We start from the raw sequence: 17,183 nt of genomic DNA, 5'->3' as shown, positions 1-17,183 counted from the left end.
CCAGCGAAAAGCCGGGTAATTTTGGGTACTTCAACCGGGACACGTAGTCGATAAAAATCAGCAAATTTCCTCAAAGTTAAACCTTAAACAGCTTCACAATCCACTGCAATAGTGGAGCATTTTTTTCAGGTCTGCTTCCTCTCTAAAGTTGATGGCTTCGTTGTCGAGGTACGCAGCTACCTGCTGACGATGTTTGTTGAATACTTTTAACAGGCTGGCTCGGTTAATGGGATAAGATCGGCCATTCGGGTCAATAAGGAAATAGGTTTTGTCTTTGATCAACAAAAGATCACCTTTCGCATCGAGTTTGGCAATTGAAGCATTGCTCGATACACTGAACTGGTAATTGGTAATGGCCGATACGCCGGACGACTGATCATACCCACCTCGTTTTTCATTTTTAACCGTTTTTATGCCTTGCTTCATTCCCAACTTGTAGCCGTTATCATCCGCAACAACCTCTATATATCCTTTTAACCGGTCGTAAACAAACAAATCCTGCTGTGCCGTCGGGCCGTTGATCCCAATAAGCCGAACAACCGGGTCATCCACCAATGCCAGCGTGTCGCCGTTGGGATTGATAAACTGCATTTCACCCAGCAGAATATGGTAGTTCAGCCGGGCAGCAGCCGCTGTTCCGTTCTGGTAGACTACTTTTCCCTCGCGAAACTGATCATAGCGATACCGATCGGCGAATGGAATCGCTTTGACTCCTTCTGCCCCTCCTTTTATCCGAATCACCGGCGATGTCTGCGCCCAGTTGGTTCCGTGGGCCATGATCCCGATGCTGATTAGCAGCAGTTTTGTTTTCATGACAAACTTCTGGTTATATAAAAAATTGGTGCCAGCATATCGCTACGCTGGCACCGGTTGAATTATAGAACGTCAGGCAGATAAACGGTTATTGATAGCCTGGATTCTGCAACAGTTTACCGTTCCGGTTCATTTCATCACGGTTGATCGGCCGGAAATACATTTTATCATCCCAGGCACGGTTTTCTTTTCCAGGGTCGCCTTCTACAACTCGATACGTATAATCGTAACTGGTTGGATCATAGCGGTAGAGTGTTACCGTTTTGCCTGGTTTTAGCGTACCTGTTATCGAGATCCACTGTACCTTACGGCCCAGGGTGGCGGGCGCAATCATCCAGCGCCGGGCATCGTGATAGCGGTGCTCTTCAAAAGCCAGTTCAACCCGGCGCTCGTTCCGGTACCGCTGCCGCAGCGCATCACCCGTTTCCGTTATAGCAGGCATACCCGCCCGGAAGCGAATCTTATTTAGCCAGGTAACGGCTTCGGCATCCTGGCCTAGTTCGATGCAGGCTTCGGCATAGTTTAACACAGCTTCGGTGTACCGCAGGAAGGGCCAGGGAATCTGCTGCCAAGTATTCTGGTCGACAATAGCCGGGCTGGGGTCAATAAATTTCCGCATATAGTAGCCCGTGTAGCTACCGTTCCAGTCCTCCACGGAGCTTTTACGGGTATCGAGCCCAGCTATGGCCACTTTGTTACCACCGCTAATTACCTCGTACTGGCCAGTCTGAATTTGGTTAGCAGGGTCTTTAGCGGCTACGTCGGCAGTACGGGGCTTCCAGGGCGCACCGTCGTACAGAATCGATCCGTAGAAACGCGGGTCACGGTTCACGTAGGGAGCGGAGGCATGGGCGGGGTTTGACCAGCTGAACTTGGTTCCGTCCATCATTTCATAGTCGTCGACCATCTGCTGAATCGGCGTGTTTCCGGCCCAGTTATGATAGCCGTTCGGGCCGTTATATAGCCCCTGACGACCGCCGTCTTCCTGCTTGATGTTCGAGAACAGCCGCGAGAACAGGATGTCTTTTTCTCCACCGTTCCGGGCTAGCGCAATGTTCATGTAGTTAGCCGTTCCTTCTTCTTTCGTGGCCGGAGCGGCCAGATTTAGTTGTGAACCGTAGGCGGTCAGATCCAGCACGGCTTTGGCCGCTTCTTTGGCTTTCTGCCAGCGTTCAGTCCGACTGCCACTTACGTAACCAAGCAATTCAGGCTTGGAAAAGGCGGCATGCGCACTCGACTTGGTCTTGGCTGTTGCCGCGTCGTACAAATCGCTGGCGGCATAGATCAGGATACGGGCTTTCAGGGCGCGGGCGGCTGCCTCGTTGGCCCGACCCAGCGCCATTGTTTTACCCTTGAGTAGCGTAGCCGCTTCGTCGGCATCTTTCACGATAAAGTTGATACACTCCTCCATCGTGTTGCGGGGTACTGTGTAATCAGTCGCACCAAGTCCGTAGGTTTTATCCACAATCGGCACGCCACCGTAATACCGAACCAACTGGTGGTAATAATAAGCGCGCAAAAACTTGGCTTCGCCGGTTAGCCGCTCCACGATGTTGTTTGCATTGGTGAAGCCAGGCTTAGCCAGGTTTTCCAGTGCCAGGTTACAGGCCCGAATCCGCAGGTACATGGCGTTCCATTCATGCGGATTGTTAGCCCACCCCTGATCGGCGGCATTAGCCCGGCCTTCTGTGATGGTAGTTATGTTGCGGCCGGGGTGCGTAAACTGCGCTTCGTCAGTGGTCGATGCGAGTTGTTCCTCCCGAAAACCGCCTAACTCCAAGCCGGCATAAATGCCCGTCACGAAGGCTTCAGCGAGCGAAGCATCCGACCACACAGCCGTACCGGACACTTGGTCCAGCGGTTGCGTATTGACAAAATTATCGTTACAGCCCGTCACGGTCATGGCACCGAGAAGCAGGGCTAAACTTATGGTTTTAACGTTACGTATCATATTGACTTTCTGATTAGAAGCGTAGCGATGCACCGAAGTTCATGACGCGGGCTTGTGGGTAATATTGCCCAGTCGAGTTTGACGATTCGGGATCGAACGAACCTAGTTTATTAATAATGTTGAACAGGTTCAACCCGTTCGCATACACCCGCAGGTTGTTAAGGCCTACCTTCCGGCCAATAGCCTCCGGAATGGTATACCCCAGTTCGAAGTTCTTCAACCGAATGTAATCTGCCGAACGCAGCCAGTACGTGTTTCCATTTGAGTAATACTGATCGCTCCGGTTGGCAATCCGCGGATGAACACTGCTTGGGTTCTCAACCGTCCAGCGATCGGTATAAAACTCGCTCAGGAAGTTACCGATGTTCCCCGATTCGCCTAAGCTGATGTACTGACGAGCTCCAGCCGATCCTTGAAACAGGATGGTCAAATCAAAGTTTTTGTACGAAGCTGTAATGTTCATACCGCCCTGAAACAGGGGTAAGTTCGTGCGTTCGAGCCGATACCGGTCGTCAGGGGTAATTTTTCCGTCGCCGTTATAATCCTTGTATTTCATATCGCCCGGGCGGAGCGTTTTTACAATGGACGTATAATCGATCCGGTTGGCATCAATCTCGGCCTGATCTTTAAACACTCCGTCGTACTCATACACCAGGTATGAATCGAGCGCGCGGCCTGTCGTCCGTTGCCACTCTGGCGCACCGGGGGCCTCGTCCCAGAATAAAATTTTGTTCTGTGCGTAGCCACCGTTTACACTAACCGAATACTTCAGCGCACCGGATTGACCGTTGTAGCCGACGAGCAGGTCAAAGCCCCGGTTCCGTAGTTTTCCGATGTTTTCGGGCGGTAAGGTTAGGCCCGTTGAGCGGGGAATCGACGCGTTACGGGGATACAGGATGGACGTCCGCAGGTTATTGAAATAATCGAACTCAAAGTTGATCTTACCATTGAACAACTGTCCTTCCAGACCAATGTTGGCGTTGTTGGCCACCTCCCACGTAATGGTCGGGTTCGGAATCCGGGCTTCCGACAAAGTAGTCCGCGGGGCGTTGTCAACAATCCAGGTATTGAATCCATAGGTAGCCAGGTACTGATAGGTAGCAAATTGTGGTGGATCAGTGTTTGGAATGTAAATCTGATCGTTACCCAACTGTCCCCACGAACCGCGTAGTTTCAGGTAATTAACCGCTGGCACTGAGTTTTTCCAGAAGTTTTCCTCCGATACAACCCAGCCGGCCAGAAAACCGGGGAAGAACCCATAACGGGTTGCTTCGGGGAAAATATCGGAGCCGTCGTAGCGCCACAGGAATTCGGCCAGATACTTCTCTTTATAGTTGTATGCTACCCGACCGAAGTAGTTGATACGTGCCCGGTTGTAAGCACCGCCCGTTGCGTTCTTTTCGAGATCACCACCCGCAAACAACTGATCGATTGAGGGCGAAATAAAGAACCGCCGGAAAGCCTCGACGTTATCCCCCGAAATAGTCTCGCGGTTTACCCCTGCCAGGAAGGTCAGCCCATGGTCGCCAATTTTACGTTCATAGGTAGCCAGTCCACCCAGCAGGATATTTAGCTGGGTTTCTCCGTATACGTTCAGGCGAGGCTCAGCCGGACCGCGTACGCTGGCTGTCAGGTTCGGGATGCCGTTGGCATCGATACCTGTTCCGCGTTCGTAGAGAGTCCAAGGCGTCTGCCAGAGCCGACGGTTACGCAGGCGTTTGTCAACAGCTGCTGTACCGCTGATTTTGAGACCCTCTATACCAGGAATCTTAAAATCGACCTGACCATTAGACTGGAAGTAATCCTGCCGGTCGCGGTCGTAGCCCGTTGCATTGGTCGTGATAACCACCGGATTTTCTCCGTTTTCAATATCGGGACCGGGCCGACCGTCTGGCCAGAAAGCGGGCTGATTTGGCTTACCCCGCATCTGCATCCGGAAAATAGCACCGGCACCGCGCGTCGGGTAAAAACGGAACTCTTCACGAGCCAGTAAACCTACCGACAGGTGAATGTACTTATTAATATTAGCATCCAGGTTCACCCGCGCATCATACTGTTTGTAGCCTGTTGCTGAGTTTTTGTAGTACGCATCCTGATTCTGATACCCTACCGAGGCCAGATACTTGAAATCTTCAGTTCCGCCGGTTAGCTGCAAATTATGCTGCTGCTGCGGAGACCAGGTTTTAAGCGTCGAGCGGTACCAGTCGGTATTTGGGTGCCCCCACGGGTCAGAGCCATCGTTGTATTTGGTGATATCCTCTGGTGTGTAAGGAGCTTTACGCACTGAGCCGTCCGGACGGGTATAGTTGCCCGACGTCTTATAAGCCTGCGTAGCCGCCGACCATTCACTAACGGGTAACCCGTAAATATCCAGGTCGTTAAGCATTTGGGCATACTGAGCTGCGTTGGCCAGCTTCGGGACAACCGTTGGCTGCGAAAACCCTTGATTAAATGAGTACGAAAGCTGGGGTTTACCCGTTTTTCCGCGCTTGGTTGTAATCAGGATAACGCCGTTGGCTGCCCGCGACCCGTAAATAGCCGCCGACGCATCTTTCAGCACGGATATATTCTCAATGTCGTTCGGGTTAATGCGATCCAGCCCCCCCGCCCGCGCCGGAATACCATCGACTACAACCAAGGCATTGTTGTTACCAATGGTATTTGTACCTCGAATCCGAATGGCAGATCCGTCGGCACCAGGTTCACCACTCCGGTTTACGGCAATTACGCCGGGCAGACGGCCCGCTAGCGAGTTCGACAAGTTGGTTGTTGGCGATTTGACCAGGTCAGCGCCTTTAACGGCAACCACTGACCCCGTAATCGTTTCTTTCTTCTGCACACCATACCCCACCACCACAACTTCGTTGAGCATTTTGTTGTCCGAAGCTAATGTAAGGTTGAGGGTGCTCCGACCATTCACGGCAACTTCCTGGGTGACGTACCCGATGTACGAGAATACAAGCGTCGGGTTGTTCGCCGGTACGTTGAGTGAGAACCGCCCCTCAACGTCCGTTACAGACCCGGTTGTGGTGCCTTTCACAACGACACTAACACCGGGTAGACCTTGCCCCTGTTCATCGCTAACCTTCCCGGTTAACCTGGATTGGGCCAGCACACTTAGTGAACAGCACAAGCCAAGCAGCACGGCCAGTACATTGACCCGGACCCAGTTCACCCGGCGCGGGATGGTCCCTTCCCGAATTGAGCAAGCCGCTTGTTTAGTAGATTGATTTTTCATGGGCTTTAACCAAGATTTAACGTGTATTAATCTTAGGTTAAAGCCTGCTTAGTAGTTGTTTTTACTTACTCTTTTTTACCAGATGCTTACTCTATTTTAATTAATGTTATAAATTAAACGGTATATACTTCAATTCTTATAAAACTGGTCACAGACCATTTGCAGGAATTACTACGAGATACGTCCCCAATTATTTTCCGACTTTTTAATGCCATCTACGTGATTGCGGATGGGTGCGTGCTGAGGTAGTATCAGTTCAGGGTCCTGCAAGAGAATCGTTTGCGCTGACTCGCGGGCTGCCGTCAGGATGGGCCCGTCTTTGGCCAGGTCGGCAATCATGAGATCCATAACTCCGCTTTGCTGGGTACCCGTCAGGTCACCGGGTCCTCGAAGTTGCAGATCGACATCGGCAATCTCAAAGCCGTTGTTGGTGCGGCACATGGTTTCGAGCCGGGTACGCGTATCGCTGCTCAGTTTATAGCCCGTCATCATCACACAATACGACTGTTCGGCCCCCCGCCCTACCCGACCACGTAACTGATGCAGTTGAGAAAGACCAAAACGCTCCGCACTTTCGATGACCATGACACTGGCATTCGGTACGTTCACCCCAACCTCGATAACCGTCGTTGCCACCAGAATCTGCGTTTCGCGGTTGATGAATCGCTTCATTTCGTCATCTTTCTCGTAAGGCAGCATCTTCCCGTGCAGAATCCCAATCTCGTACTTGGGCCGCGGGAAAGCACGCTGCATACTCTCGAAGCCATCCATCAAATCTTTATAATCGAGCTTTTCGGACTCTTCAATGAGCGGATAAACTACGTATACCTGCCGCCCGAGTTCGATCTGCTGCCGCATAAACCCGAATACTTCGGAGCGGTGTTTGTCGTACTTATGAACGGTTTTGATGGGTTTACGTCCTTTAGGCAACTCATCAATCACCGATACGTCCAGGTTCCCGTAAAGCGTCATGGCCAGCGTCCGGGGAATGGGCGTAGCGGTCATAACCAGAATGTGAGGTGGTACGGTCTCGTTCTTACGCCAGAGTTTAGCCCGTTGCGCCACCCCAAACCGGTGCTGTTCGTCGATAATGCACAGCCCAAGGTTTTTGTACTGCACAGCGTCTTCCAGCAACGCATGGGTACCGACGAGGATATGCATTTTCCCCGATTGCAACTCTTCATGCAGGACGACCCGGCGTTTCTTGTTGGTTGAGCCTGTTAAAATACCCAGGTTCAGGCCCATCGCATCGGCAAACGGCTTCAAGCCATTGTAATGCTGATCAGCCAGGATTTCGGTGGGAGCCATAATACAGGCCTGCGCCCCATTGCCAATGGCCATCAGACAGGCAATAAATGCCACAATGGTTTTGCCACTGCCTACGTCACCCTGCAGCAAGCGATTCATTTGCTTCCCGGTCAGAAAATCGGCATAGATTTCTTTAATAACACGCTGCTGCGCTCCCGTCAGTTCAAAGGGCAGCAGTTCATTATAAAAGTGCTTCATCAGCGACGTATCGCGGAAGATCTGGCCGGGGAACTCTTCTTTCTGAATCAGCTTGTTTTTGATCAGCCGCAACTGGTTGTAAAACAGCTCTTCAAACTTCAGCCGACGTTGCGCCTGCTTCAGCCAGGCCTGGTCCTGGGGCAGGTGGATGTTCCACATGGCTTCCCGCTTACCGATAAGCCGGTATTGCTGGATTAGTGATTCGGGTAAGGTTTCGCGGATGTGCGGCCAGGATTGTTCCAGTAGCCCGCGCATTACTTTTCCGATCGCCTTACTATCCAGGTGGCGCTTGCGAAGCTTATCCGTCAGGTTATAAACCGGAAAAAAGCCCGGCTCGTGTTCCGAAGCCGTCACGGCATTGTCCAGTTCGGGATGGACAATACTGAACTGACCGTTAAAGGATTGCGGCTTCCCATAGGCGATGTACTCTCCATCGCGACGGAGCGTCTTTTCAATATACGTAATGCCCTGGAACCAGACGAGACTCATTGAACCCGTTCCATCGGTGAACGTAGCGACGAGTCGCTTCTTGGGGCCTTCGCCCTCCATGCACCAGTCACGGAGTCGCCCCCGTACCTGAGCCGACGGCATAGAGTCCATCAGCTCGCTAATGGTGTAGTAACGCGACCGGTCGTCGTAGCGAAAGGGGTAATATTGGATCAGGTCGCCGTAGGTAAACAGATTCAGCTCTTTGTTGAGCAGCTCCGTTCGCTGCGGGCCTAAACCCTTCAGGTAAAGAAGTGGTGTATCGAAAAAAGTAGCTCGTTCGGTCATAACTGACCCAGTAAATCTCGGTTTACAGCGGGAATTTGACCCGGTCTGAATAGACCAAATTTACGGATTTTCGCCGAAAACAAAAGCCTGCACTACTCGTCATCATCGGCTCGGCTAATGCCGAACGCAATACCGGCGTACACGTCTAAACCCCGCGGCTGAATACCGTTTGAGCTGTTTCCGACGAGACCCAGAAAATTATCAGTGCCGAGCCAGGCGGGTCCAACCCGTAGCGACGCCCCCGCCGTGAAGCCCCGGTTCAGGTAAGCAATCGGTACGGCAATACTCAGCCAGCGGGCATCGTAACGGGGAGTAACCGCAAAAATGGTCGGCTGATGAATGGCCGTTGCCTGTATGGACCGAGCGTCCTGCAAATACGTTACGTTAATGCCCACCCCATCCGGCATCTGATAGTCGAGAGACAGATTGATCGAGGTAGGTAAACCGGCCCGGAACGTAGTTCGATCTGGATTGCGCCCTGTATTCAGTTTTTCCTGGATCACGCGGGTAACCTCAAGGCTACCAGTAACATTGTTAAAATCGCTGCTTCTGAACCGGACAGGATTTTGACCAATATCGGTGTAATTATATTGCTCACCCTTATACGTTAACCCGCCCAAATCCGTTACTGCAGCCCCTATGCGTAACGCAGGACTATCGGAGTCGTACTGACTAACGTACGTAAAGCCAAGGTCGAACCCAACTCCTACGCCAGGTGCGGACGTACTGAGAAGCGATTTTAGATTCAGCGACCGGTTTTGCAGAAAGGTTGTGTAACCCAACGTAGCGTTCAGTTGATTGACTTCTAAAAACGCTGTGTTCGGATTGCTCGGGTCCGTAGCAATGCGGTAGTTCAGGCCTCGATTGATAAAGTGCTGTGCATTGTAGCCCAGCAGCCCTTTTAGAGTAGCCCCAACTAAGAGTTTCTGCCCATCACCTTCCCAGACGGTACCAGCGTACGTCAGACCTAGCTCTGCATACGTGTTAGTATTGGCGCTTAACTGGTTGTCATTACTCGGGATGCTATATAGAGCACCATCGTTCAAACCCGCCCGAAAAGCTGACAGTAAGGATTCCGACGCGCCCATAACCTGCCCAACGGCTCTAAATCGGCTCGTTACCGCAAAAGCGCCCCGAGTGCCGGTACGCATCAGAATAGCCGGTCCCCGTATCTCGCCAGCCAGGGTTCCATTTTTAGGTCTTCCATCGAGCGTTTCGCGTGTGTAAGCAACCGCAAAGTTCAGCGAGCCATCCTGGCTTTTGTATTGATCGGGTACCGTACCCGTAATCAGGCTTAACAAGGAAAAGGGAGCCTGGTAGCGCAGGAAGTTATTGTTCGCGTGAATACTGCCGACAAATACATTGAAATAAACGTTACTCGGCGAATCGGCAGCTAATGAAGGGTTGATGTATAGTCGATTGGTTCCGCCGTAACGACTCGTTGACAGACCTAATAAATTCTGACCGAAACTGGCCGTCGTCATCAGTAACAGTGACCCCAGCAACAGCGAATACTTCATGAATGGTAGATTAGTTGGTAAATTATTGTGTAAAGTAAACGTCTATTCGCGCTGCCTGTTGACAGAATTCCCGCTTTATTGAGTAAGTGGAAAACAAACAGGTCGCCCTCAATTGGTTATAGACGCCTTTTTCGGGCATGTACAACCAACTGAGGGCGACCTGTTTTTAGCGGCTAAACGCCTTCAGCTTCGACCAGTTTAACCTCTGGTACCAAACGAGTCAGCAGGTTTTCAATACCGGCTTTAAGCGTCAGCGTTGAGGAGGGGCAACCGCTGCACGAGCCCTGCAACAGCACTTTCACCGTGCCACTCGGCTCATCGAACGAGTGAAAGTTTATAGCTCCTCCATCCGACTCTACGGCTGGCCGTACGTATTGATCCAGTACCGCCTTGATTTTTTGCACTGTTTCAGAGTCTACCTCCAGCTTGGTGGTGTTGGCATCCATCGTCCGCTGCGCAAACACCGGCTTCTGCTCACTGAAATACTCCTTTAAGAACAATTTCACTTCGAACAGGACCTCATCCCAGTCCGTCTCGTCGTCTTTGGTGATGGTTACGAAATTAGCGGATATGAACACGCGCCGGACGAACTCAAATCCAAATAAAGCCACCGCCAATGGCGAAGATTTACCATCCAGCAGGGCATCGCCCGGCGTAGCGTAATCAAAGGAAAGCCCGGACGGAACCAACTCAAAATTAACAACGAACTTCATTGAGTTCGGGTTGGGGCTTCCTTCGGTGAATATAGATACTGGGCGACCTAACGTCTGATTCATCTTCGTATGCGGTTTATCGTTTCCGGTTCGTGGTTATGCGTCTAACAGCATCTCCCTTTTTTTAGTTTTTGACCACAAAAAAACCCGCCGGGTATTGACCAGACGGGTTCATTTAAAGCTTTTGCGCTTCAATTACGCTTCAACAGGTGCTGCAGCTACCGGAGCCACCTCAACGGCAGACGGACCAGCAGGAACGATGTCGACGTACGAACGGCTATCGCGGCCGGGACGGAATTTCACTACGCCATCAACCAGGGCGAATAACGTATAGTCTTTACCCAGACCAACGTTTTTGCCGGGGTGGTGCTTCGTACCACGCTGACGAACAATGATGTTGCCGGCAATGGCCGACTGGCCGCCGAACAATTTAACACCCAGGCGTTTGCTGTGTGAATCGCGGCCGTTTTTGGAACTACCTACACCTTTCTTGTGTGCCATTTTTTTAGGAGTTAGGAGTTAGAAGTCAGGAGATAGAAGTTACTGCGTGTCCGCTTCTGCGGAGCATTCTCACTTCTCACTACTCACTTCTGACTACTTATAAAGTGATATCTTCGATCAAAACTTTGGTCAAATACTGACGGTGACCATTCTTCTTTTTGTAGCCTTTCCGACGTTTCTTCTTGAAGACGATTACTTTTTCGCCTTTCAGGTGTTCAACGATTTTGGCGGCTACTGTCGCTCCGGCGACGGTTGGGGCACCAACGGTGATGCTCCCTTCGTTGTCAACAAGGAGAACTTTCACCTTGTCGGAGGCAAGTGCAGCGTCCACATCGCCCTCTAACCGGTGGGTATAGATAGAACGACCTTTCTGGATCTTGAATTGCTGCCCTGCGATCTCTACGATTGCGTACATGACTTGTGTATAAAATTGAAAATGAGGGTGCAAAACTACGAAGATGTCAGGCAATAATCAATAGTTACACCGTAATAACTAGCGATTTGCACTCAAAACGGAAGTTTAACCGAGGTTTGAACCAGGTTTGTTGCACACTTGGCGATCAACTTTCCGTCGGCAGCCACGATACGTCCTTCGCAATGAATGATGTTTTTACCCGCTCTGACCACTTCGGCCGTTGCCGTAACGACCTCACCTATCCGGGCTGCATGCAAAAAGTCTACCGCGATATTTACAGACGTAAAGGCGTTCTCGCGGCCGAGCGTGAAGACCATTGCCCCGATCAGATCGTCCAGTATACCGGCTGCGGCTCCGCCGTGTAATACCCCCGCCGGATTGGTCATATCCTCACGAATTGTATAATCGGCCACCAACCGACCGACCTCAACTGCCCGGAGCGTCCCATTGAGCCACCGGCCGAATGGCGAAATACTCGTGCTCATGTCCTGACCAACCAGCGACTGAAAGAACTCAAGTCGAGGATTCGATGCATTGTTCATAGACGGCAAAAATAGCATTAAACTAAGTCCAAAGCCCATCTACCGCTTTTATTTGTGTACTTTCTTGGGAGGTTTTCGGGACTTGTACTACTTTTGGGCGATTTTAAACTCGCCTATTCAATCATTTGTAATGAATTATACGCTTACGCAGCTTCCTGAACGCACTACCAAGCCCCGCCAAAGTGGCATAACCATGGTAATGGACAAAGGGCTGAGCCTACGCGAAGTAGAGGATTTTCTGTCCACTTCTGCCGAATACGCCGACATTATTAAACTAGGCTGGGCAACTTCGTTCGTTACGCCTAATCTGAAAGAGAAGCTTGCAATCTATCGCTCGGCGGGCGTGCCGGTTTATTTCGGCGGCACCCTGTTTGAAGCCTTTGTGGTACGTAACCAATTCGACGACTACCGGAAGCTACTGGATAAATATGGCATGGAATACGCAGAAGTGTCCGATGGTTCTATTGATATGAATCAGGATGACAAATGCGAATACATCCGGCAACTGACCTCGCAGGTAACCGTCTTATCGGAAGTAGGCTCGAAAGATGAGGCCAAGATTATTCCGCCCTATAAATGGATTCAGCTCATGAAAGCGGAGTTGCAGGCTGGGGCCTGGAAAGTGATCGGCGAGGCCCGCGAAGGTGGTACAGTTGGTTTGTTCCGGTCGAGTGGTGAAGTTCGCCAGGGGCTGGTCGAAGAAATTCTGACCCAGATTCCGTTCGAAAGTATCCTTTGGGAAGCCCCCCAGAAAGAACAGCAAGTCTGGTTTGTTAAACTACTGGGCGCTAATGTCAACGTCGGCAACATTGCTCCCCACGAAGTTATTCCCCTGGAAACCATTCGGTTAGGGCTCCGTGGAGATACATTTACCCACTTTTTAGATAAGTAATCAGGAAGCAGCAGCGAGGACTAGGTATGCGTCAATTCGTGAACGCGTCAGCCCTTCTCGTTTCTGACACCTTGCTCATAATCAACACATGGACATAATTAAATCGTTGCTTGATTTTCTGCTTCATCTTGATCGATACCTCGATCTATGGGCTAATGAATACGGTGTTTTGCTGTACGCCATCCTGTTTTTGATTGTATTTACCGAAACAGGGCTGATTGTGATGCCGCTATTACCCGGCGATTCACTCTTGTTCGCGGCTGGGGCACTGGCCGCCCGGGATACCAATGAACTAAGCGTCTGGGTGATTATTCCACTTTTGATTACGGCTGCTTTATTAGGCGATAACGTGAACTACTTTGTTGGGAAATTCCTGGGAAACCGAATAAAGATGCAGGAACGAATTCTGTTTTTTAAGCGGGAATATATTTCAGAAACCGAGAAATTCTACGCCAAATACGGTGGACAAACAGTCATTATGGCTCGTTTTATCCCGATTGTACGTACCATTGCCCCCTTTGTAGCCGGAGCGGGGAGTATGAATTATGGTACGTATATCAAGTTCTGCATCATGGGCGCCATATTATGGGTAACTGGCATTTCGCTGCTGGGTTACTTCTTTGGTAATATTGAGTTCGTTCAGAAAAACTTTGAGCTGGTTGTTTTTGGCATCATTGGTTTGTCTGTACTTCCCATCATCATCGGTGCGATTCGGAAACGAATGAACTAACTTACTTCAGCAGGTAAAGATTTTTACAATGGGGCGTCGACCGTAGGAGTTGGCTCCCCATTTTTGCATCGTCAATTCAGTCTATCATGATACGTTACGGCCTCATCGGTTATCCGCTTACCCACTCGTTTTCTCAGCGCTACTTCACCGAAAAATTCAGCCGCGAAGGCATTGTCGATAGTCGCTACGATTTGTTTGAGATGCCCGACATTACGGCTTTACCGGCCTTACTGCAAACACCTGATTTACGGGGGTTAAACGTAACCATTCCGCATAAACAGGCGGTGCTGCCCTATCTGGACCGATTGGACGCATCCGCCGAAAAAGTAGGTGCTGTAAACGTCATCAGATTAGATCCTGACGGCTCACGCATTGGCTATAACTCGGATTACTATGGATTTCGGCGAACGCTGGAAAATCGTCTGGACAGAGGTATCGGGGACGAAACCGGTACAATGCAAGCTTTAGTATTGGGAACGGGGGGAGCGTCAAAAGCCGTAATTGCTGCGCTGATCGACATGGGTATACAGTACCAGTATGTATCGCGGACTAAAACTAACGAAACCATTACGTACGAGGACGTACCCAGTTATTTAGATACTCATCACCTGATCATCAACTGTTCACCCGTAGGTACGTATCCAAACGTACAGGAAGCACCGAATTTGCCTTACGATCAACTTACCAACCGTCATATCCTCTACGACTTAGTATACAACCCGGCTGAAACCCGCTTTATGCAGCTTGGCAAAGCACAGGGTGCGCAGGTATTAAATGGTTATCAGATGCTCGTTCTGCAGGCCGAGAAGGCCTGGGATATCTGGCAATATAAAGCGTGATTTACTGGAACTTACTAAAACCAACCAATATGCCTCTATTAGTTTTCGCTACGATCACGGCTAAGCCAGGTACCGAGACCGCTATGCGGGAAGGCTTGCTCGAATTAGTAGAGCAGGTGCGCACCGAAGACGCCTGCCAGCTTTACGAACTGTATCAAAGCCTCGAACACCCCGAACGTTTCATCATGCACGAACGCTGGGACGACCAGGCCGGTCTGGATGCGCACAATCAAATGCCGCACATGCACGCGTTTGGTGAAAAAGCAAAGGATTGGTTCGCTGAGCCGGTTGAGTTAACTAAAGTGGCCGTATAAACCGGCCATCAGTTCGTTTTAACGAATCTGTTCACTGGAGACAGATTTCCTGCATCCGGTTTTCATCCAGCACAAAGACGTTGAAATCGACCTGACCGCGTATGCCCTGTACCCAGCCGTTCTGGTTGTGCTGCCATAGATAGAGTTTATCGGGATCATAATTGCGCAAATGCTTGGTCGAATAGTCGGCGATCCAGAGCGGGTAGGCATCCAGGTTGCCTTTAATATATCGGCGGTACAGATTTCCGTTCGTATAGATGATGGGCTGAATTCCGTAGTGTTCCTCGACAGTCTGTAACCAAAGCCGCAGTCCGTTGATAATTGTTTCGTCAGACTGACCGTTTACTACTTCAAAGTCGACTACGGGTGCGAAATCGCCAGCGGCCAGATCAACATGGTCGATGAAATTGGCGGCTTGTTTAATCGGGTCACGGGTAGGGTGAAAAAAATGATAAGCTCCCCGACGTAAGTTCGTTTTTTTTGCCTCTCGCCAGTTCTTTTTGAAATGTTTATCGGCCAACGTAGCGCCTTCGGTGGCCTTGATGAATACGAACTGTAAGCGCACGCCATCGGCTTCCATCTGTCGCACGCGTTCCCAGTTAATTCGATCATTATGACGCGATACGTCGATACCGTGAATGCCGTAACGCATAGGCAAACGAATGCCGAAGGCCTTAACGAAACGCCAGTCCATATCGGTCTGGCGATACGAACGAAAAATCAAGATACCTGCCAGTACCACCAAAGCCGCTGCGATCCATAGCCCATACCGTCGAAAAATGATCTTTACCAGAACGCGGAACTTCATGCAAGCGTATCGATTTTAGCCCCTAATTTATGGCTTTACGGACTTTTACTAACCCAGATTTCCAGAAGATTATTTATAAGAAAGCCGCTGCCAGTTCTGGCAGCGGCTTTCTTATATCCACGTATTCAGGTATTAAAGTCGCCAGCTTAGTCTTTTTTGTACTGCTGAATAATCTTATAAAGCGCTTTCTGCTTCTCCAGTTCAGGGAAGAATTCAAAGAGCTGAACGTGCGCATCGTGGTTGAGCGACAAAGCCGCTTCCAGCTGAATCAGAGCTTCGCGGTAATAGCCGGCATGAATCAGATAAACCGCCGAGCGATAATACAGATCAGCCTCGGTGGGCATATCTTCAATACCCATTTGAATGATCTCATTCGCCCGCAGGAAGTCGCCCTGATCAAACGGCACTAGTGACCACGTCAGGTATACATCCGGATTTTCTGAATCGACCTCTGCCGCTTTCTCGAATGCCTCTACGCTCGAAATAACGTTTCCGATCTTGTACTCCGTTTCGGCCAGCGCTAGCAGGTACTCCCCGTTGTTATCGTTCAGCTTAACCGCCTTCTGCAGGAACGGTAATGCTTCGTACCACTTACCCGAGTCGCTCAGGCAAACGCCAATGCCGTACCAGGCTTCATCCCACATAGGGTCGAGCTTAAGCGCTTCGCGGTATTCTTTAACGGCTTCGGGCAGACGGTCCTGCTTTTCCAGACTTGCGCCCAGGTGGCAGTACGTATCAGCGGTAGCTTCTTCGTATTTGAGCGTCTCCCGATAACACACTTCGGCTTTTTCGAACAACCCTAAGTTCATGTAGGTGTTGCCTAAGTTAAAGTGTGCCGATGCGAAATCGCCTTTGATGATCACCGCGTAGTCGTAGGCTTCAGCCGCTTCAGCGTAGCGCCCCAGCTTGCTGTAAGCAATACCGATGTTGTACCAGGCATTGTACGAATACGGCTCCTGATCGATTAGCTGCTGATAGTACGAAAGGCTGTTTTCGAGCTCACCCGTTACGTCCAGACAAAATGCCAGTTCGTAGAGCGCATTCTCGTTATTAATGTTTAAGGCAATCGATTTTTTGTACTGTGTGATAGCCTCATCGTACTTACCCCAGTTCTGATAGCTTTGTCCTAACTGAAATAAAATATCGTCTTTATCGTCGGCTCGATCGAGCAACTCTTCCAGTACCTGAATCGACTCCTCATACCGGCCAGCCATGTTCAGGACAGAGCCCTGCATAAAGGGTACGTCAAGATCACCGGGGTTAAACAAAGAAGCCCGTTCCAGCAAATCCAGCGACTCATCAAACCGTTGGAAGTTAGCCAGAATCTGGGCTTTGTCGAGCATTAACTCCAGGGCGTAGGGGAAGTTCTCCAGACCGAATTCGGCGGCTTTAAAGGCCTTGTCTAAATCACCGTGGTTGAGGTAATGTTCAACCATTTGTTCATAAACGTCCAAATCGAAAAACTGGCTCTCCTGCTGGTCCAGCATCTGCTCAAAACGCCGGATTGATTCTTTTATGTCACCTTCTCGTTCTTCGAACTCTTGCTCCATGCTATTGCCTTCAAAATGTGGGGCGGATAGGGGCCGCGCCATCGGCGCGATTTATCCTTTGGCAGTGTAATATAAAT

Annotated in this window: 15 protein-coding genes; 4 read left to right on the top strand and 11 right to left on the bottom strand. The window is 50.4% G+C overall.

Translation table 11 applies throughout. The annotated features are described in order from the left end of the window. Positions 1-93: 93 nt before the first annotated feature. The 9 genes from ACYVIY_RS06925 to ACYVIY_RS06885 all read right to left on the bottom strand — a co-directional run bounded on the left by ACYVIY_RS06925 (position 94) and on the right by ACYVIY_RS06885 (position 11,973). Positions 94-813, bottom strand: coding sequence for a hypothetical protein (locus tag ACYVIY_RS06925; protein WP_460975572.1), 720 nt, complete (start codon positions 811-813; stop codon positions 94-96). 88 nt (positions 814-901) lie between these two features. Continuing rightward, a complete protein-coding gene (locus ACYVIY_RS06920; RefSeq protein ID WP_460975571.1) occupies positions 902-2,764 on the bottom strand; it encodes a RagB/SusD family nutrient uptake outer membrane protein in 1,863 nt (620 codons plus the stop codon). Between the two features lie 13 nt (positions 2,765-2,777). Then, positions 2,778-6,002, bottom strand: coding sequence for a SusC/RagA family TonB-linked outer membrane protein (locus ACYVIY_RS06915; RefSeq protein ID WP_460975570.1), 3,225 nt, complete (start codon positions 6,000-6,002; stop codon positions 2,778-2,780). A 171-nt stretch (positions 6,003-6,173) separates the two neighbouring features. After that, entirely contained in the window at positions 6,174-8,282 is a 2,109-nt protein-coding gene (gene recG / locus ACYVIY_RS06910; protein ID WP_460975569.1) for an ATP-dependent DNA helicase RecG, read from the bottom strand. A 92-nt stretch (positions 8,283-8,374) separates the two neighbouring features. Further along, positions 8,375-9,802: a DUF5723 family protein gene (locus tag ACYVIY_RS06905; protein WP_460975568.1), complete on the bottom strand. Its 1,428-nt coding sequence runs from the start codon at positions 9,800-9,802 to the stop codon at positions 8,375-8,377. Positions 9,803-9,975: 173 nt separating this feature from the next. Then, positions 9,976-10,578 (bottom strand): NifU family protein, encoded by a 603-nt coding sequence (locus ACYVIY_RS06900; RefSeq protein ID WP_460975567.1) that lies wholly within the window; start codon positions 10,576-10,578, stop codon positions 9,976-9,978. Positions 10,579-10,710: 132 nt separating this feature from the next. Next, positions 10,711-11,016 (bottom strand): 50S ribosomal protein L27, encoded by a 306-nt coding sequence (gene rpmA / locus ACYVIY_RS06895; RefSeq protein WP_460975566.1) that lies wholly within the window; start codon positions 11,014-11,016, stop codon positions 10,711-10,713. Between the two features lie 97 nt (positions 11,017-11,113). Further along, positions 11,114-11,431 (bottom strand): 50S ribosomal protein L21, encoded by a 318-nt coding sequence (rplU, locus tag ACYVIY_RS06890; protein ID WP_460975565.1) that lies wholly within the window; start codon positions 11,429-11,431, stop codon positions 11,114-11,116. Between the two features lie 92 nt (positions 11,432-11,523). Continuing rightward, positions 11,524-11,973 carry a PaaI family thioesterase gene (locus tag ACYVIY_RS06885; RefSeq protein ID WP_460975564.1) on the bottom strand — a complete coding sequence of 150 codons (450 nt, stop codon included), beginning with the start codon at positions 11,971-11,973 and terminating at the stop codon, positions 11,524-11,526. Between the two features lie 130 nt (positions 11,974-12,103). Between ACYVIY_RS06885 and ACYVIY_RS06880 the strand changes: the two genes are divergently transcribed. From ACYVIY_RS06880 to ACYVIY_RS06865, 4 genes are all read left to right on the top strand, one after another. Further along, positions 12,104-12,865 (top strand): phosphosulfolactate synthase, encoded by a 762-nt coding sequence (locus ACYVIY_RS06880; protein ID WP_460975563.1) that lies wholly within the window; start codon positions 12,104-12,106, stop codon positions 12,863-12,865. A gap of 88 nt (positions 12,866-12,953) precedes the next feature. After that, the gene (locus ACYVIY_RS06875; RefSeq protein ID WP_460975562.1) at positions 12,954-13,595 is read left to right on the top strand and encodes a DedA family protein; all 642 of its coding nucleotides are present in this window, start codon (positions 12,954-12,956) and stop codon (positions 13,593-13,595) included. Between the two features lie 86 nt (positions 13,596-13,681). After that, complete coding sequence (locus ACYVIY_RS06870; RefSeq protein ID WP_460975561.1) at positions 13,682-14,434, top strand: shikimate dehydrogenase family protein; 753 nt, start codon at positions 13,682-13,684, stop codon at positions 14,432-14,434. A gap of 29 nt (positions 14,435-14,463) precedes the next feature. Continuing rightward, positions 14,464-14,748, top strand: coding sequence for a putative quinol monooxygenase (locus ACYVIY_RS06865; RefSeq protein WP_460975560.1), 285 nt, complete (start codon positions 14,464-14,466; stop codon positions 14,746-14,748). A 31-nt stretch (positions 14,749-14,779) separates the two neighbouring features. Here ACYVIY_RS06865 and ACYVIY_RS06860 read toward each other — a convergent pair whose 3' ends face one another. Both ACYVIY_RS06860 and ACYVIY_RS06855 read right to left on the bottom strand, forming a co-directional pair. Then, a complete protein-coding gene (locus tag ACYVIY_RS06860) occupies positions 14,780-15,556 on the bottom strand; it encodes a glycoside hydrolase family 25 protein (protein ID WP_460975559.1) in 777 nt (258 codons plus the stop codon). Between the two features lie 146 nt (positions 15,557-15,702). Continuing rightward, on the bottom strand, positions 15,703-17,106 hold the full coding sequence (locus ACYVIY_RS06855) for a tetratricopeptide repeat protein (protein ID WP_460975558.1): 1,404 nt from the start codon (positions 17,104-17,106) through the stop codon (positions 15,703-15,705). Between the last annotated feature and the right edge of the window lie 77 nt (positions 17,107-17,183).

Source organism: Spirosoma knui, from assembly GCF_054780635.1.
This window is presented reverse-complemented; position numbering and strand designations above follow the sequence as displayed.